Source organism: Pseudomonas sp. GW823-FHT06B06, assembly GCF_058795195.1.
Map to the genome: position 1 here is coordinate 57,602 of NZ_JBXAHO010000005.1, position 16,454 is coordinate 74,055.

Annotated in this window: 16 protein-coding genes and 1 pseudogene; 12 read left to right on the forward strand and 5 right to left on the reverse strand. The window is 59.4% G+C overall.

The genetic code is table 11. The features are described 5' to 3' along the window. Positions 1-114 precede the first annotated feature (114 nt). The 5 genes and pseudogenes from AC1Q8Q_RS06110 to gpgF form a co-directional block, all read left to right on the forward strand. Positions 115-1,146: pseudogene (locus AC1Q8Q_RS06110) on the forward strand (cache domain-containing protein); the annotation flags it as partial. 93 nt (positions 1,147-1,239) lie between these two features. Then, on the forward strand, positions 1,240-2,004 hold the full coding sequence (locus AC1Q8Q_RS06115) for a methyl-accepting chemotaxis protein (protein WP_371106612.1): 765 nt from the start codon (positions 1,240-1,242) through the stop codon (positions 2,002-2,004). Positions 2,005-2,179: 175 nt separating this feature from the next. Beyond that, positions 2,180-3,301, forward strand: a complete 1,122-nt coding sequence (gene gpgS / locus AC1Q8Q_RS06120; RefSeq protein WP_020797880.1) for an N-acetylglucosaminyl phosphatidylglycerol synthase — start codon at positions 2,180-2,182, stop codon at positions 3,299-3,301. Then, the gene (gene gpgD, locus AC1Q8Q_RS06125) at positions 3,294-4,070 is read left to right on the forward strand and encodes an N-acetylglucosaminyl phosphatidylglycerol deacetylase (RefSeq protein WP_492614890.1); all 777 of its coding nucleotides are present in this window, start codon (positions 3,294-3,296) and stop codon (positions 4,068-4,070) included. Before gpgS ends, gpgD begins: the two co-directional genes overlap by 8 nt. Then, positions 4,067-5,062 carry a glucosaminyl phosphatidylglycerol flippase gene (gpgF, locus tag AC1Q8Q_RS06130; protein WP_020797878.1) on the forward strand — a complete coding sequence of 332 codons (996 nt, stop codon included), beginning with the start codon at positions 4,067-4,069 and terminating at the stop codon, positions 5,060-5,062. Before gpgD ends, gpgF begins: the two co-directional genes overlap by 4 nt. Here gpgF and AC1Q8Q_RS06135 read toward each other — a convergent pair. After that, positions 5,040-5,219: a hypothetical protein gene (locus AC1Q8Q_RS06135; protein WP_020797877.1), complete on the reverse strand. Its 180-nt coding sequence runs from the start codon at positions 5,217-5,219 to the stop codon at positions 5,040-5,042. The two genes, gpgF and AC1Q8Q_RS06135, sit on opposite strands and share 23 nt — an antisense overlap. An 85-nt stretch (positions 5,220-5,304) precedes the next feature. Beyond that, positions 5,305-6,153: a formyltetrahydrofolate deformylase gene (purU, locus tag AC1Q8Q_RS06140; protein WP_020797876.1), complete on the reverse strand. Its 849-nt coding sequence runs from the start codon at positions 6,151-6,153 to the stop codon at positions 5,305-5,307. 328 nt (positions 6,154-6,481) lie between these two features. Here purU and mvaT point away from each other — a divergent pair, with 328 nt between their 5' ends. Next, positions 6,482-6,859, forward strand: a complete 378-nt coding sequence (mvaT, locus tag AC1Q8Q_RS06145) for a histone-like nucleoid-structuring protein MvaT (protein WP_008058684.1) — start codon at positions 6,482-6,484, stop codon at positions 6,857-6,859. 98 nt (positions 6,860-6,957) lie between these two features. Here mvaT and sbcB read toward each other — a convergent pair whose 3' ends face one another. Then, positions 6,958-8,388, reverse strand: a complete 1,431-nt coding sequence (gene sbcB, locus AC1Q8Q_RS06150) for an exodeoxyribonuclease I (protein ID WP_020797875.1) — start codon at positions 8,386-8,388, stop codon at positions 6,958-6,960. Positions 8,389-8,572: 184 nt separating this feature from the next. On the opposite strand from sbcB, the gene AC1Q8Q_RS06155 reads away from it, so the two are divergent. The 6 genes from AC1Q8Q_RS06155 to AC1Q8Q_RS06180 are packed head-to-tail and all read left to right on the forward strand — an operon-like array spanning position 8,573 to position 15,292. Continuing rightward, the gene (locus tag AC1Q8Q_RS06155; RefSeq protein WP_168758859.1) at positions 8,573-9,298 is read left to right on the forward strand and encodes an RDD family protein; all 726 of its coding nucleotides are present in this window, start codon (positions 8,573-8,575) and stop codon (positions 9,296-9,298) included. Then, positions 9,295-10,272 (forward strand): stage II sporulation protein M, encoded by a 978-nt coding sequence (locus AC1Q8Q_RS06160; protein WP_083350190.1) that lies wholly within the window; start codon positions 9,295-9,297, stop codon positions 10,270-10,272. Before AC1Q8Q_RS06155 ends, AC1Q8Q_RS06160 begins: the two co-directional genes overlap by 4 nt. Next, a complete protein-coding gene (locus AC1Q8Q_RS06165) occupies positions 10,259-11,806 on the forward strand; it encodes a DUF4129 domain-containing protein (RefSeq protein WP_492614891.1) in 1,548 nt (515 codons plus the stop codon). The genes AC1Q8Q_RS06160 and AC1Q8Q_RS06165 overlap by 14 nt, the downstream gene beginning before the upstream one ends. Next, entirely contained in the window at positions 11,803-12,966 is a 1,164-nt protein-coding gene (locus AC1Q8Q_RS06170; RefSeq protein WP_020797871.1) for a DUF4350 domain-containing protein, read from the forward strand. Before AC1Q8Q_RS06165 ends, AC1Q8Q_RS06170 begins: the two co-directional genes overlap by 4 nt. Further along, a complete protein-coding gene (locus AC1Q8Q_RS06175) occupies positions 12,963-13,964 on the forward strand; it encodes an AAA family ATPase (RefSeq protein WP_020797870.1) in 1,002 nt (333 codons plus the stop codon). Before AC1Q8Q_RS06170 ends, AC1Q8Q_RS06175 begins: the two co-directional genes overlap by 4 nt. Next, positions 13,961-15,292, forward strand: coding sequence for a DUF58 domain-containing protein (locus AC1Q8Q_RS06180; RefSeq protein ID WP_083349685.1), 1,332 nt, complete (start codon positions 13,961-13,963; stop codon positions 15,290-15,292). Before AC1Q8Q_RS06175 ends, AC1Q8Q_RS06180 begins: the two co-directional genes overlap by 4 nt. Before the next feature lie 28 nt (positions 15,293-15,320). Here AC1Q8Q_RS06180 and AC1Q8Q_RS06185 read toward each other — a convergent pair whose 3' ends face one another. Together AC1Q8Q_RS06185 and AC1Q8Q_RS06190 are read right to left on the reverse strand one after the other, a co-directional pair. After that, positions 15,321-15,680 (reverse strand): PilZ domain-containing protein, encoded by a 360-nt coding sequence (locus tag AC1Q8Q_RS06185; protein WP_020797868.1) that lies wholly within the window; start codon positions 15,678-15,680, stop codon positions 15,321-15,323. 238 nt (positions 15,681-15,918) lie between these two features. Beyond that, positions 15,919-16,293 (reverse strand): tetratricopeptide repeat protein, encoded by a 375-nt coding sequence (locus AC1Q8Q_RS06190; RefSeq protein WP_020797867.1) that lies wholly within the window; start codon positions 16,291-16,293, stop codon positions 15,919-15,921. Between the last annotated feature and the right edge of the window lie 161 nt (positions 16,294-16,454).

Consider the following 16,454-nt stretch of genomic DNA (forward strand, 5'->3'; position numbering starts at 1 on the left):
CGGACATTTCCCTTAAGGAGCGACGGAAATATCACTTGCTTTCAACATTGCCCATCGTGCGTTCCTTTATAAAAGCACGCGCTGGGCATTAAGACCTTAGCGGAACCCCAAGCCATGAACAAAAATCTACGCTTCAGCCACAAAATCCTGCTTGCCGCCGCCCTTATCGTCATTGCGACTTTCGCCTCATTTACCCTGTATAACGACTATTTACAGCGCAATGCCATCCGCGAAGACTTGGGCAACTATCTCAACGAGATGGGCGACGTCACCGCCAGCAATATCCAGACCTGGCTGACCGGCCGTATCCTGCTGATCGAGAACCTCTCGCAAAACATTGCCATCAACCCGGAACAAGCCAACGTCGCCGCCCTGCTGGAACAGAAAGCTCTGACGTCGACGTTCATGGCGTCCTACCTAGGCGACGCTTCCGGGCACTTCACCATCCGTCCGGATGCGAAGATGCCGGACGGTTTCGACCCTCGGGTTCGTCCTTGGTACAAGGGTGCGCAAAACAGCAGCACGCCGACCCTGACCGAACCCTATGTCGATGCTGCGACCGGACAAACGATCATTTCCCTGGCCATGGCCTCGACGAAAGCCGGGCAAGGCGTTGGCGTAGTGGGCGGCGACCTCAGCCTGCAAACCTTGATCGATACCCTCAGCGCCCGGGATTTCGACGGCATGGGCTACGCATTTCTGGTCAGCGCCGACGGCAAGATCCTGGTCCACCCCGACAAAGCCCTGGTCATGAAGTCCCTGGGCGAGGCATACCCGCAAAATACCCCGCGCATCAGCCGCGACTTCAGTGAAATCGTGGTCGACGGCAAGACCCGCATCGTCACCTTTACTCCGATCAAGGGCCTGCCGTCGGTCAATTGGTACATCGGCCTGTCGGTGGACAAGGACAAGGCCTTCTCGATGCTCAGCGAGTTCCGCACCTCGGCAGTGATTGCCACGGTGATCGCCGTCGCCATCATCATCGCCCTGCTGGGCATGCTGATCCGCCTGTTGATTCAGCCGCTGCACGTCATGACCCGGGCCATGGCCGACATCGCCGACGGCGAAGGCGACCTGACCAAACGCCTGGTGATCCAGAACAACGACGAGTTCGGTAACCTCGGCACCGCTTTCAACCGTTTCGTGGAACGAATCCACGGATCGATCCGCGAAGTGTCCTCGGCCACCGGCCAGGTCAACGAAGTGGCATTACGCGTGGTCGCCGCCTCGAACTCGTCGATGTACAACTCCGACCAGCAAGCGTCGCGCACCAGCAGCGTGGCAGCGGCGATCAACCAGCTCGGTGCCGCCGCCCAGGAAATCGCCCGCAATGCCGCGCAAGCGTCGAGCCAGGCCAGCGATGCCCGCAACCTGGCCGAAGATGGCCAGCAAGTGGTAGACCGCAGCATTGCCGCCATGAATCAACTGTCGAACATGCTCAGCGCCTCGAGCAGCAACATCGAATCGCTCAACAGCAAAACCGTGAACATTGGTCAGATTCTTGAGGTCATCACCAGCATTTCCCAGCAAACCAACCTGCTGGCGCTCAATGCCGCCATCGAAGCGGCACGGGCCGGTGAAGCCGGGCGTGGATTTGCCGTGGTGGCCGATGAAGTGCGAAACCTGGCGCATCGCACCCAGGAATCGGCACAGCAGGTTCAGACCATGATCGAAGAGCTGCAGGTCGGCGCCCGCGAGTCGGTTAGCACGATGAGCGACAGTCAGCGCCACAGTCAGGACAGCGTGGAAATTGCCAACCTGGCTGGCGAGCGCCTGAGCAGCGTGACGCAACGCATCGGCGAAATCGACGGCATGAACCAGTCGGTGGCAACCGCCACCGAGGAGCAGACCGCCGTGGTCGAGTCGATCAATGTCGACATCACCGAAATCAACACCCTGAACCAGGAAGGTGTGGAAAACCTGCAGTCAACATTGCGCGCATGTACGGACCTTGAGCAACAGGCAGCGCGATTGAAGCAGTTGGTAGGCAGCTTCCGCATCTAGCGTTTTAGCTGGCCTCTTCGCGGGCGGCGATCCGACTCGCCCGCGAGGAGAAATACCCTGACACCAATCCGTCCATACACCACCCCCCTCTCCAGCCCCTCCCCATCCCCGCCAAATCCTGACCGAACAACTATTCTTCATTAAGGTCAACCAAGGAGAACAACGGACTGGAGGAATGTTCATCGTGCATATCGCTGACATAACCATGTTCTACGCCCCTGCCAGCGGTGGCGTACGCACTTATCTGGATGCCAAGCATCATCGCCTGTGCACCAGGCCCGGTATCCGCCACAGCGTGTTGATACCGGGGGCCGTTCTCAGCGAACAGGATGGCATCTATACGGTTCCGGCTCCCGCCCTGCCTTTCGGCAAAGGCTATCGCTTCCCTCTGCGTCTCGCGCCCTGGCGCAATGTCCTGCAGGATCTGCACCCCGATTTGATTGAAGTCGGCGACCCCTACCTCACCGCCTGGGCGGCCCTGGACGCCCGTCGCCAACTGGATGTGCCCGTCATCGGCTTTTATCACTCCGACCTGCCACTGCTAGCCCGCAATAGAATGGGCAATTGGGTCACGCCAAACGTCGAGGCCTATGTCAGCAAGCTCTACGGAAACTTCGACCGGGTACTGGCACCGAGCAGGGTCATGGCCGATAAACTGACCGGCCTTGGGGTGAAGAACGTTTTCGTGCAGCCCCTGGGGGTCGATCTCCAGGTGTTTCATCCCGATGCACGGGACAGCGACCTTCGGGCCGACCTGGGCCTTGACGAAAACACTCATCTATTGATCTTCGCGGGGCGCGGTTCCAAGGAGAAAAACCTGCCGGTGCTGCTCGAATGCATGAAGCGCCTGGGCCGACGCTATCACTTGCTGCTGGTCGGTTCGTCGATGCCGACCTCTGTGCCGGGAAACGTCACGGTCATCGACGGGTTCCGCCCTGCCACCCAAGTCGCCCGCCTGATGGCCAGTGCCGACGCGTTGCTGCATGCCGGTGACCAGGAAACCTTTGGCCTGGTGACCCTCGAAGCCATGGCCTGCGGTATCCCCGTCGTGGCGGTGGCTGCTGGCGCCTTTGAGGAAATCATCACCGATCAATGTGGCGTCTTGTGCGCCCCCAACGATCCGTTGGCCATGGCCAACGCCGTGCGCGAACTGTTCAGCCAGGGCAGCGTAGCCCTCGGCCAGCAAGCCCGACGCCATGTCGAGCGGTATTACGCCTGGGACGCAGTGGTCAACAGCCTGCTCGGCCATTATCACGCCGTCCTCGGCAGCCAATGGCCGCGAGCCGCCAATGGTTGAATCTATGAGCGCCCCGAGCCTGCTGCTGGTACTGCACGATGTCGCGCCACCCACCTGGGCCGATTACCAGCCCTTTGTCGAAGCCGTCGACGCGCTTGGCAGCGTGCCGATCACCTGGCTTGTTGTGCCGGATTTCCACAAACACTACGACTTGCGAGCCCAACCGCAATTTTGTCGTCAGCTCGGCGCACGGCTCGAGCGCGGCGATGAACTGGTGCTGCATGGTTATTTTCACTGCGATGACGCGCCGAAGGCGAGCAACCCCCGTGACTGGTTCATGCGCCGGATCTACACCCATGAAGGCGAGTTCTACAGTTTGTCTCGCGAAGCCGCCCTCAACCGCTTGCACGCCGGCATTGATATGTTCCAACGGAACAATTGGCCGCTCCAGGGTTTCGTCGCTCCCGCCTGGTTGATGAGCGAAGGCACGCGCCAGGCCTTGGGCCAATTACCGCTGGATTACACCAGTGATGCCCGGCATCTTTTTCGCCTGCCTGATTTCACTGCAATCGATGCCCCCGGACTGGTCTGGAGTGCGCGCAGTGCCTGGCGGCGTGGCGTATCGAAACTGGTCAGCCAGCAACTCGAACAGCGCTGGCGATCGGCGCCGGTAATTCGATTGGGCCTGCACCCGGTGGACATGCGTCATGAGTTCTCGCGTACGTACTGGCTGCAAACCCTCAAGCGCCTGCTCGATGAGGGCCGCGTACCCATGACCAAGACCCGTTGGCTGGCCCTGCAAAGCCAGCGCATGGGGCGTGCGGCATGAGCCGCTCGATCCTGCTGTGCATCGGTCTACTTGCCGCGTTACTGATTCCCTGGCTCCTGGGCGGCAGCGAAACCTGGTCACGGCTCAATGACTTTCCACTGAGCAGCTTGCTGGTCATGCTCGGCATGATCTTGCTGTGCTGGGTGGTCAATACCCTGCGATTGCGCCTGTTGCTGGGAGATCAGCGCGACAAGGTCAGCCCGGTCAAGAGCCTTGGCGTGGTGATGGCCGCCGAATTTGCCTATTGCGCCACGCCGGGAGGCAGCGGCGGGCCGCTGACCATCATGGCCTTGCTGGCGCGCAATGGCGTGCGACCGGCCAGGGGCAGCGCCGTGTTTGCCATGGACCAATTGAGCGATCTATTGTTTTTTCTCTGCGCATTGACCGGCATTCTGATTTACGCCCTGTTCCAGCATCTCAGCCAGCACATGGCGTGGTTGCTGATCATCAGTGCCCTCTCGATGTTTGGTGGGCTGGTCAGTTGCGTGGTGGTGGCGCGCTATCACCGCCTGGTAATCCGTATGGGGGGCCGACTGCTGGCACGCCTCAACGTCGAGCCCTCGACCCGCATGCGTTGGGCTCGCAAACTCCTGCACTTCCTGGCGGCGTTTACCGACACCCTGAAGTTACCCCCGCAAACATTGATCACCGTGTTTGGTTTGACGTGCGTGCATTGGATCTTGCGTTACAGCGTGTTGTACCTGGCGCTGCGCGGGCTCGGCGCGGACTTGCAGTGGGCCTGGAGCTTCCTGATCCAGATGGTTTCATTGAGTGCGGGGCAGTTCAGCCTGTTGCCAGGCGGTGCGGGGGCGGCTGAACTGACGTCAGCGGCACTGTTGGCGCCCATGGTGGGTAAATCCACGGCGGCGGCCGCCATTCTGATCTGGCGGGCAGTGACCTATTACTTTTATTTGCTGGTGGGTGGACCGGTGTTTTTACTGATGCTGGGCCGACCATTGCTCAAGAAGCTTATGAAGAACGTGTATCCGTAGGCCCAGGCTCTAGCTGCAACGCTTCCCACAACTCGGCAGCCCCCGAAAACTCCGTGCCATCTTCAGGGCTCAGTTCATCGGGGTCGTACCGACTCAAGCAACCCTCACCCAAGGTGGCGGGTGCCTTCGAGGTGGCTTTGTCCAGTGGATCGGCCATGCTCATGTCCTCGGTGCAGAAACGGCGAAGGGCCTGTGCGATTGAACGCCCAGGCCCTTCGAATTTCAACCCTGTCGTGCAGCGGTCAAAACACCACGGTTTTGTTGCCGTGTACCAGTACCCGGTCTTCCAGGTGGTAACGCAGGCCACGGGCCAGCACCATTTTCTCGACATCTCGACCGAAGCGCACCATGTCTTCGATGCTGTCGCTGTGGCTGACACGCACCACGTCCTGCTCGATGATCGGGCCGGCGTCCAGCTCTTCAGTCACATAGTGGCAAGTAGCGCCAATCAGCTTTACCCCTCGAAGGGAAGCCTGGTGGTAAGGCTTGGCGCCGACGAACGACGGCAGGAAGCTGTGGTGGATGTTGATGACCTTGTGCGCATATTCCCGGCACAGCTCAGGCGGCAGGATTTGCATGTAGCGGGCCAATACGACCACTTCAGCATCATGCTGCTTGACCAGGCGCGAGACCTCGGCAAATGCCGGCTCCTTGTCCTGGGGATTAACCGGTACGTGGTAGTAGGGAATGCCGTGCCATTCGACCATGCTGCGCAGGTCGTCGTGGTTGGAAATCACGCAGGCGATTTCACAATCCAGTTCATCGCTGTGCCAGCGATGCAGCAAGTCGGCGAGGCAGTGAGACTCGCGGCTGGCCATCAACACGACGCGCTTTTTCTGCTCGGTATCGGTAATACGCCAGTCCATCGAAAACTCTTCGGCAATCGGCGCAAAGGCTTCGCGCAAGGCTTCGATCCCGAAAGGCAGCGAGTCGGCACGAATTTCGTGACGCATGAAGAACCAACCACTGAGATTGTCCGAGTGGTGGCTCGCTTCAGTGATCCAGCCGTTATGTGACGCCAGAAAGTTACTGACTTTGGCAACGATGCCGACGCGGTCCGGGCAAGAAATCACCAGCCGAAAAGTGCGCATGAGGGGGAAACTCCAGAACTTCGCAAAGGCGGGCATTCTAGCGATTGTGCAGCAAAACTGCAGTATTGATGACACGCCGCCTTCCCCAATGGCCTGCGCCAACGTTCGCGCAGCACCAGGCGAACGCCCCTAATTGGCTATCGACCAGCACTGATTTGTAAATATCTGTAGCACAGGTGGCGAGTTATTTAACTGCGCCTCCAATGTGCGCTGAACTCACTGGAATTTAATTAAATAAACTCAGGTTTAATGTTTACTTGATGAAACAGCCTGACTATTATTGCCGCACTGTCACCTGCCATCCAGCGCCCTACATAAGGTAGTAATCATGTCCTTGATCAACGAATATCGCGCCACCGAAGAAGCTATCAAAGAGCTGCAAGCCCGTTTGAAGAATCTGTCCCAAGACGACAAACTGCAGACTGAGCTGGAATTCGAAGGCAAACTGCGCACCCTGATGGGCGAATATTCCAAATCCCTGCGCGACATCATCGCGCTGCTGGATCCAGAAGCCAAAACCAAAGCGCCACGTGGCGGTGCAGTAAAAACTACTGGCACCAAGCGTGCTCGCAAAGTTAAACAATACAAAAACCCGCACAACGGCGAAGTCATCGAGACCAAAGGTGGCAACCACAAAACTCTGAAAGAGTGGAAAGCCAAGTGGGGCGGTGACGTGGTTGAAGGCTGGGCTACCCTGCTGGGCTAAGCTCACGCGCTTGTCGCGGATCGATTGCGACAAAAAAAACGCCAGCATACGCTGGCGTTTTTTTATGCCCGGAGTTTAGCCCCGGGGCATTTTCGATTTCAAAGATTCAAACGATTGCGAAGACCCTGAACATATTCCCGCCAATCATTGAGAACCGCCTGCTGCAACGATGTCGCTGTAAGGGCCAACTGGGCTGCCGCCTCTGTAAAACTATCCAGGGTATTTGGCGCGCCCCATTCAGGGACTGATAGACGTTTCTGACAGAATATTCGCCAGCGTTCTTGCTCGTCGAGATTCAAGGTATCGGGAAAGTTACGTGCTCGATATCGAAACAATAGCTCTGGCAAACGTTCATCATCGAAAGGCCATTGCTGTTGCGCCAATTGCAGCGGGTCGGCTGTTCTGACTTGCTCGCATAAACGCCGATCACGGTCCCCGATAAATCCGTTGTATAACTGTTGCTCAGGATCCTCGCTCGAGGAAAAATCTTCCCGGGCATAAATCGCCAGAACTTTAGCTTGCCAATCCTGCTGCGCGTCACTTAGCCGCAGTGCACGTTGCTGATAGAGCGCAACATCCATCCCCAAGCGCAGCTGATCTGCGGGACGAAGAACCGATAAAGGCGCGACCACGGGGCATTTATTGATGTGGATAAGCTTGAGCGGTACGGGTAATTCATCTTCTGCCAGGTCGTCGCGGCGGGTATACAAACGCTGGCGCAAGGTTTCGGCATCGAGATCGAGCAAACCCTGCGGGTCGAGGTGCAGGTCGCAAACAATCAGTGCGTTTTTATTACGTGGGTGCCAGGCCAAGGGCAACACTACACCGACATAGTTGCGCGCCGCAGAAAAGCGCCCTGAAACATGCACCATCGGTTGCAGCAAGCGCACCTGGTCCAGCACCTTTTGTTTACTGCGAAGCTGAAACAACCAGTCATACAACTTCGGCTGTTTTTCCCGGATCAGGCGCGCCAGGGCAATCGTGGCGCGAACGTCCGACAGCGCTTCGTGGGCGCTGCCATGATCGATCCCGTTAGCGGCGGTCAGGCGTTCGAGCTTGAGTGTCACTCGTCCTTCTTCGTCTGTCGGCCAGACAAGGCCATCGGGGCGCAAGGCATAGGCTGCGCGAACGACATCGATCAGGTCCCAGCGACTGTTACCACCCTGCCATTCCCGTGCATAAGGGTCGAAAAAATTGCGGTACAGGCTGTAGCGGGTCATCTCATCGTCGAAGCGCAAGGTGTTGTACCCGGCGCCGCAAGTACCCGGCGCCGCCAGTTGGGCATGCACCCGGGTCATGAAGTCGGCTTCGCTCAACCCGTCCTCGGCCAGTTGGGCGGGCGTGATGCCAGTGATTGCGCAAGCCGCGGGATGCGGCAGGATGTCGTCGCTGGGCCGGCAAAAGAGATTGACAGGCTCGTCGACTTCATTGAGCTCGAAGTCAGTACGCAACCCCGCCATTTGCAGCGGGCGGTCGCAACGGGGATTGATACCCGTCGTTTCGTAGTCGTACCAGAAGATGGAGGTCACGGGCTATTCCTGAACTGAAGATTGGCGAAGTCTAGGCGTTCCCGTCCCGCTCCGGCCAGCAATCGTGCCATTGAATCATCCCTGGCCACGCAATATGCAATACATAGTTATGTCGTTTTTTCCGGCGAGGCTGCTAGCATCCGGTGAAGAGACAAACCGATCAGGCCACACCATCAGGTTGCCCATGCTCGACACCACAGCACTGCCACGGAAAGCAACGCTGCCACCACCACTGGACACGCGGTATCAGGTGGAAACGCCCGAAGGCATAGACTTGCCGCTGCGACCGGCCGGCTTGATGGTGCGCGCACTGGCGTTTTCCATCGACCTGGCGATACGCGGGTTGATCCTGGGCCTGATGTTCATTGCTTTGGCAATGCTCGGAAAACTCGGTGCGGGGCTGGGTTCGATCCTGCTCTTCGGCGTAAGCTGGTGGTACATGGTGCTGTTCGAAGTCTTCAACCAGGGGCGCTCACCGGGCAAACAATGGATGGGTCTTCGGGTCATACAGGACGATGGCACGCCTATCGACTGGTCCGCGTCACTGTTGCGCAACCTGCTGCGATTTGTCGACATGTTGCCGTTTGGCTACTTTCTCGGCGCTATCAGTTGCCTGCAACACCCCAATTTCAAGCGCCTCGGTGACCTGGCCGCCGGCACGCTGGTGGTCTACCGCGAGCAGCCGCTTACCCGTCCCCAACTCCCACCCTCGCAACCCCGTCGTCCTCCTTTTGCCCTGACACTGACCGAGCAACGTGCCATCCTCGGTTTTGCCGAACGCCAGGCCGGACTGTCCGATGCCAGGGTCAATGAGCTCGCCTCGATACTCGCGCGCCCCTTGCAGGTTCCGGCTTCCCGCGCCGTGGCCGAACTCAACGGCATTGCCCACGGTTTGTTGGGTCCGACATGAAACAAAGCCTTTTCGAACATCGACATATGGCTGAATGGGAGCAGTTCTCCCTCCTGCTGGACAGGCTGGAGCGGGACAGCAAAGCCAAAGGGGCCGACAATTTCCTGGCCGATTATCGGCGCATCTGCCAACACCTGGCGCTGGCCCGCGAGCGCGGTTACAGCAGTTTCCTGAATGACTCATTGCAGCAACAGGTGTTACGTGGGCATCAGCAGCTTTATCGACATCGCAGCCATTTTGGAGCCCATGCACTGGGTTTCATCCTGGCGGGCTTCCCCCGGCTGGTACGTGAACAATGGCGCTTCGTGCTCGCTGCCAGCCTGATGTTTTTCGGCAGCCTGATCGCAATGGCAGGCCTGGTTTATCTGTTTCCGGAACTGGTCTACAACCTGATTCCAGCCGATCAGGTCAGCGACATGCAAAGCATGTACGACCCCGATGCCGGTCACCTGGGACGCTCGATGGAGCGTGCGGCCAGTGAAGACTGGGCGATGTTCGGCTACTACATCATGCACAACATAGGGATCGCCTTTCAGACCTACGCCAGCGGATTGCTGTTCGGCCTGGGCAGCGCGTTTTTCCTGATCTTCAACGGCTTGATGATCGGCGCGGTCGCCGGACACCTGACGCATATCGGCTACGGGCAAAGCTTCTGGTCGTTCGTGGTCGGTCACGGTGCCTTTGAGTTGACGGCCATTGCCCTGGCGGGTGCCGCCGGCCTGCAACTGGGTTGGGCGTTGATTGCACCGGGACGCCTGCCCCGCGCCGAAGCCTTGCGCGTGGCGGCCCGCAAGAGTGTTCTGCTGATTTGCGGCGTCATGTTGTTTCTGCTGATTGCGGCATTTATAGAAGCCTACTGGTCGTCGATGACGACACCGGCACCCCTGATCAAATACCTGGTCGGTGCGGCCCTCTGGGTGCTGGTGGCGATTTACTTGATATTCGCCGGACGGACGCATCATGCGCCTGAGTGACACCACCGTGGTCATTCGCCCAAGACCGACCTGGGAAGCCATGGACCTCGGCATGTTGTTGAGCCAGCGCCACCGGCGCCTGCTGATGAGCAGTTGGGCGATTGTCACCTTGCCGGTTTTCGCGCTGCTCACCTGGTTGCTGTGGGATTCGCCGACCTTGGCCGTGTTCATCTTCTGGTGGCTGAAACCGGCGTTTGAACGCTTGCCCTTGTACATCCTTTCCAAAGCCATTTTTGCAGAAACGCCCACCCTCAAACAGGCGCTTTACCAGTGGCCACGGTTGCTCAAGCCACAACTGCTGGCCAGCCTGACCTGGCGACGCCTGAGCCTGAGTCGCAGCTTCACGCTGCCCGTGTTACAGCTCGAAGGCCTGAGCGGTGATGCGCGCCAACAGCGGTTGCAAGTGTTGTTGCAGCGTGACGCCAGCGCTGCACGCTGGCTGACCGTGATAGGTGCGCACCTGGAAGGCGCGTTATGGATCGGTTTGATGGTGCTGTTCTATCTGCTGTTGCCACAACAGGTCGCCCTCGACTGGAGCTGGCAGTCGCTGATCAGCGCCGCGACGCAGGACTGGCACTGGCTGGAACACCTGTCCAACGGCTTCTACGTCCTGGTGCTGGTGATTTGGGAACCGATCTACGTGGCCGCTGGCTTCAGTCTGTACCTGAACCGACGCACCGCACTCGAAGCCTGGGATATCGAGCTGGTGTTTCGCAGCCTGTCCCATCGTTTGAGCGGAGCGACCCTTGCCCTGTTACTGACGGCGACCTTGCTGCTGCCGATCGCCCCTATCGCCTGGGCGTCCGAGTCGGCCCTTGCGACGGCCGACAGTCCGCGCATGCTGCAGCAACCACTGACCAGCCAGGGGTCCAGGGACAGCATCAAGGCCATCCTCGACCAGCCTCCGTTCAAGAACAGGGAAACCGTCACCCGCTATCGATTCGGCGAAAACCAGGCCGCGGACCAAGGCGCGAATGAAGACCACACACCCCAATGGCTAAAGGCGCTGCTCCAGATGTTTGACAACCGAGACTTCGGCGCGTTGGCCACGCTGATCGAAGTTGTGCTGTGGGCAGCCGTGATCACCGCCATCGGGGGCTTGATCTGGTACTACCGTGAGGGGTTGCAGGCATTCGTCAGCCGTCGACCGCGTCCCGCTAAAAAAGCCCCCCACCCGCCTGCCCCTCAGGTATTTGGTCTTGACCTCAGCCGCGAGACCCTGCCCTGCGACATCGCCTCCAGTGCCGAAAGCCTCTGGCAGAACAACCCGCGTGCAGCGCTTGGCTTGCTCTATCGCGCCCTGCTCAGCCGCCTCTTGCACGATTTCGACATGCCACTCAAAGCCGCCGACACCGAAGGCCAGGTGCTTGAACGCATCGAACAACTACAGCAACCGGCCCTGCTGGCCTTCAGCAAAGACCTGACCGTGCACTGGCAAAACATGGCCTATGGGCACCAATTGCCACCCGCGCATGTACAGCGCGAACTGTGTAACGGCTGGCGTGGCGTATTTGACTCGGGAATCCCCCATTGAACCGGCGCGCCTGGCCATTCATCAGCACGATGACCGCTGTCCTGCTGGCCGTGTTGATGATTTATCTGTACCTGAAGGCAACGCCCTATCCGGTCGAAATCGACCATGGCCCGGCGCCTGAAGCCCTGGTCAACCCGTACCTGGCCGCCGAGTTTTTTTTGCGCAAGCAGGGCCTGAGTGTCAGCCATGCCAACAGCCTCGATATCCTGCCAACCCTGGCGCCGCAGCATCACAGCCTGTTGTTGCTAGGCGATCGCTACAACATGACGCCCAGGCAGATCGATCAGGTGCTGGACTGGGCCCAAGCCGGCGGGCGCCTGCTGTTCGTTGCCCAGTCGCTGTGGGATGAAAAGACCGGGCAAAGCAATGACCTGTTGCTGGATCGGGTGCAACTGCAACAGTCGCTGAGCAAAGACCTCAAGGACCCACCGCCCGACACCCCGGATGATCCCTACCCGCAACTGACCAAACTCTATCTGGAAGATGAAGACGCACCGGCCTACGCCGGCTTCGATACCACGTTCCATCTCGAAGACCCGAAAAACCTCGCCAAGGCCTGGGCCAACAGTGCCAAGGCAACCCATATGATGCAACTGAACCACGGGCTTGGCTCGATCATTGTGGTGACCGACGCCGACCTGTGGAAAACCCCGGCCATCGATCAATACGACAACGCCTGGCTGCTCTGGTACCTGACCGCCGATACCAGCGTGACCCTGCTGTTCAATACCGAGCACGACAGCCTGCTGACACTGCTGCTACGCCATTTCCCCCAGGCGTTGGTCGCCTTGGCCGCCCTGATCGGCCTGGGTTGCTGGCACTTCGGCGTGCGCCATGGGCCACTGCTGCAACCGCAAACCAAAGCTCGCCGCCAATTGCAGGAACACCTGCGCGCCAGCGCCGATTTCATGTTGCGACACAACGGCCAGGACAGCCTGTTGCAGGCCTTGCAGCAAGACATACTGCGCCGCGTGAGACATCGTCATCCTGGCTATGAACAACTCGATGTCGCCGAACAATGGCGGGTGCTCGCCCGTCTGAGCGGCCAGCCCGCAGACGCGATCAGCCAAGCCATGGGCCCGCGGTCGAAACAGCGGTTTTCCAGTGCTGAATTCAGCCGCCAGGTCGCCCACCTGCAAACCTTGAGGAATGCGTTATGAGTCAACCGATCGAGCCCGATGCAATCGACCACGCCATCCGGCAACGCCAGCGTGCCTGCCAGTTGGCCCAGGCGGTGCGCCATGAATTGCAAAAAGCCGTGATCGGCCAGGACACCGTCATCGACGACGTTCTCACCGCCCTGCTCGCTGGCGGCCACGTATTGCTCGAAGGCGTGCCGGGGCTGGGCAAGACGCTGTTGGTCAGGGCGCTGGCACGTTGTTTCGGCGGCGAATTCGCGCGTATCCAGTTCACGCCGGACCTGATGCCAAGCGATGTCACCGGGCATGCGGTGTACGACATGCAGACCGAGCAATTCAAGCTGCGCAAGGGACCGTTGTTCACCAACCTGTTGCTCGCCGACGAGATCAACCGGGCCCCGGCAAAAACCCAGGCCGCACTGCTCGAAGCCATGCAGGAACGCCAAGTCACCCTCGAAGGCCGCGCCCTGCCCATCGCGCAGCCATTCATGGTGCTCGCCACGCAAAACCCCATCGAACAGGAAGGCACTTACCCGTTGCCGGAAGCCGAACTCGATCGCTTCATGCTCAAGGTGCGCATGGACTACCCTGACGTGGAGCAGGAGTTGGACATGGTGCGCCAGGTCAGCCGCTCGACCCGGGCCGACATGCTCGATGTCCAACCGCTGCGCACGGTGCTGCAAGCCAGGGAAGTCCTGGCCTTGCAGCGCATTGCCAGCGATTTGCCGCTGGACGACCAGGTCCTCGACTACGCCGTACGCCTGGCTCGCACCACCCGCAGTTGGCCCGGCCTGACCCTCGGTGCCGGGCCTCGTGCATCCATTGCGCTGGTGCGCTGCGCAAGGGCGCGGGCGTTGTTGCGCGGTGGCGAGTTTGTGATCCCTGACGACATAAAAGGCTGCGCCCTGGCCGTTCTGCGCCATCGTGTGCGCATAGCGCCGGAACTGGATATCGAAGGGCTGGACGTCGATCAGGTGTTGCGGCAACTGCTCGACCAAGTACCGGCGCCACGGCTGTGAAACCCTCGCGCCTGCTACTGGCCTGGCTTGCGACCTTGCTGGGCATCGGTCTCATTCTGGGCACATTGCACGCATTGGACATCGCGGTTCCATCAACGCTGTTCTCGATCAACTGGGGCTTGCTCCTGGCTCTCTTGGCCCTGGCAATAATCGACGCCATCCGTCTCAACCGCCTGCCGTCGCCCCGGGTACAACGTCAACTGCCCGGCAGCCTGGCCCTCGGCCGTTGGAGCGTCGTGCGACTGCAAGTCGAGCACGACTTTCCCCTGCCACTGAACATCCAGGTCTACGACCACGTACCCGACGGCCTGAGCTTCGAAAACCTGCCGCTGTCGGTGGAACTTCAACCCGGCCAGCACAGTGACATCGATTATCGCCTGCGCCCGCTCAAGCGCGGCCACTTCAGCTTCGAGAACTGCGAAATCAGCCTGCCCAGCCCATTGGGGCTATGGCACGGCAAACGCCTGCTGAGCGTGATTGACAGCACCCGCATCTATCCCGACTTCGCCCGACTCTACGGCGGCCAACTGTTGGCGGTGGACAACTGGCTCAGCCAACTCGGTGTTCGCCAGCGCCAACGACGTGGCCTGGGCCTGGAGTTTCATCAGCTAAGGGAATTTCGCGAAGGCGACAGCCTGCGCCAGATCGACTGGAAAGCCACTGCCCGCCAACGCACACCCATTGCCCGGGAGTACCAGGACGAGCGTGACCAACAGATCATCTTCATGCTCGATTGCGGTCGACGCATGCGCAGCCAGGACGGCGAGCTGGCGCATTTCGATCATGCGCTCAATGCCTGCCTGTTGTTGAGCTACGTCGCGCTGCGCCAAGGGGATGCGGTAGGCCTCTGCACCTTTGCCAGTGATCATCCGCGCTTCCTCGCCCCGGTGAAAGGCGCTGGCCAGCTCAACGTGGTGCTCAACTCGGTCTACGATCTGAACAGCACTCAACGCAGCGCCGATTATCAAGCCGCTGCCAGCCAACTGCTGTCCCGGCAGAAACGGCGGGCGCTGGTGCTGCTGGTCACCAACCTGCGCGATGAAGACGATGATGAACTGCTGACTGCCGTCAAGCGCTTGAGCAAGCAGCACCAGGTGTTGGTCGCAAGCTTGCGTGAGAGCGTCCTGGATACGACGCGACTATTGCCGGTGCAAACTTTGTCAGAGGCGTTGGCCTATTGCGGGACGGTCGAATACCTGAATTCGCGCGCAGCACTCCATGAGCGCTTGATCGCCCACGGAGTACCGGTAGTGGATGGGCAACCCGAGGCGTTGGGCCCCGAGTTGGTCACCCGGTACTTGAGCTGGAAAAAAGCAGGGACGATTTAACAACGCTCCAAGCGCAACCCATGCGGCATCAGGCAGACGCCGGCAACGGCTGAAAACTGAAGTACTGCCTCAATGCCTCCACCAGTTGCCCATACTCCGGGGGTGCCCGTTGCAGGCTGAACCCGGCGTCATAGTAGTGAGGAGTTGCGTCTTCATGACACCACAGGCAACACGCCCGCAGATCGATGACCTGCATGCACCCGCCGCTCGCGGGGATTTTCAGGCGCAAATCGAAATCCACGCCGATCATCATCGGCAACTGACTGATAAGCATCAGCCCGTCTTCGGAGACGTTGCCGAGATAGCCAATCGGCTTGTCGGTAATGCGGTTGAACACTTTCAGAAAATACGGCAGTTGATGCCGCTCGATCCGGCGGTCAGTGAACATGCTGAATTCGCTTTGCCAGGCCCTTAAGCAGGGCCGCACTAATGCTTCGGAACGGGCCGGCCTGATAGACAGGCGATGGGCGCGCTCTCCCCGATCCTGGTGCGACAGTCCATGAACCGCTGCCGCTTACTCCTGCCGATCACAGGTGTTACGTCGGTTTGCAGACAAGGCTCCAAACCGATCTATTCGACTATAGCTCACCGTCGCCGGCGAGCCAGCCACCAGATGAGAAACGTAATCAGAAGCGGGTTGGACGTACCGTCGCCGAACTTCGCAGCGGGTAGTGATTGAGTGCTTGCAAGGTTTCCAGGCGAGCCTGGGCGCGATACGCGTATTCGCTTTGCGGATACGAAGCAATGATGAACTGGTAGGTTTGCGCCGCATCGACAAACAGTTTTTGCCGTTCCAGACACAAACCGCGCAACATTGACACTTCTGGCCACACATAAGGCCGCGCGCGGCTGGCGCGTTCAACTTTGGAAAGCTCGAGCGTCACTTGCTCGCAATTACCACGGTCATAGGCGCTATAGGCAAGGTTCAAATGGTGGTTCATCGACCAACGGGTGCAGCCCACGACACTGAGGGCAAGGACGGCTATGAGCACGAATCGCATGGGAGTTCTCCTGACTTGAGCTCTGTATCGACCCGTGGACGAAAATCTTCAGGTGGCAGGTCAGCAAAAGTGTTCATTCAAAGAATCAAACGAATAAGTAGTGCACATGAACAATGACTACACCCCAAGAGCATAGTAGCCTCACTCAGCGCTTGAACTCA

What these genes read in the sequence shown, in the direction of transcription:
- gpgD (WP_492614890.1), top strand. Translation starts at nt 3,294, where the DNA reads ATGGTTGAATCTATGAGCGCCCCGAGCCTGCTGCTGGTACTGCACGAT.
- AC1Q8Q_RS06115 (WP_371106612.1), top strand. Translation starts at nt 1,240, where the DNA reads ATGTACAACTCCGACCAGCAAGCGTCGCGCACCAGCAGCGTGGCAGCG.
- AC1Q8Q_RS06160 (WP_083350190.1), top strand. Translation starts at nt 9,295, where the DNA reads ATGAAACAAAGCCTTTTCGAACATCGACATATGGCTGAATGGGAGCAG.
- gpgS (WP_020797880.1), top strand. Translation starts at nt 2,180, where the DNA reads ATGTTCATCGTGCATATCGCTGACATAACCATGTTCTACGCCCCTGCC.
- AC1Q8Q_RS06190 (WP_020797867.1), bottom strand. Translation starts at nt 16,293, where the DNA reads ATGCGATTCGTGCTCATAGCCGTCCTTGCCCTCAGTGTCGTGGGCTGC.
- gpgF (WP_020797878.1), top strand. Translation starts at nt 4,067, where the DNA reads ATGAGCCGCTCGATCCTGCTGTGCATCGGTCTACTTGCCGCGTTACTG.
- purU (WP_020797876.1), bottom strand. Translation starts at nt 6,153, where the DNA reads ATGCGCACTTTTCGGCTGGTGATTTCTTGCCCGGACCGCGTCGGCATC.
- AC1Q8Q_RS06135 (WP_020797877.1), bottom strand. Translation starts at nt 5,219, where the DNA reads ATGGCCGATCCACTGGACAAAGCCACCTCGAAGGCACCCGCCACCTTG.
- AC1Q8Q_RS06175 (WP_020797870.1), top strand. Translation starts at nt 12,963, where the DNA reads ATGAGTCAACCGATCGAGCCCGATGCAATCGACCACGCCATCCGGCAA.
- AC1Q8Q_RS06155 (WP_168758859.1), top strand. Translation starts at nt 8,573, where the DNA reads ATGCTCGACACCACAGCACTGCCACGGAAAGCAACGCTGCCACCACCA.
- AC1Q8Q_RS06185 (WP_020797868.1), bottom strand. Translation starts at nt 15,680, where the DNA reads ATGTTCACTGACCGCCGGATCGAGCGGCATCAACTGCCGTATTTTCTG.
- mvaT (WP_008058684.1), top strand. Translation starts at nt 6,482, where the DNA reads ATGTCCTTGATCAACGAATATCGCGCCACCGAAGAAGCTATCAAAGAG.
- AC1Q8Q_RS06165 (WP_492614891.1), top strand. Translation starts at nt 10,259, where the DNA reads ATGCGCCTGAGTGACACCACCGTGGTCATTCGCCCAAGACCGACCTGG.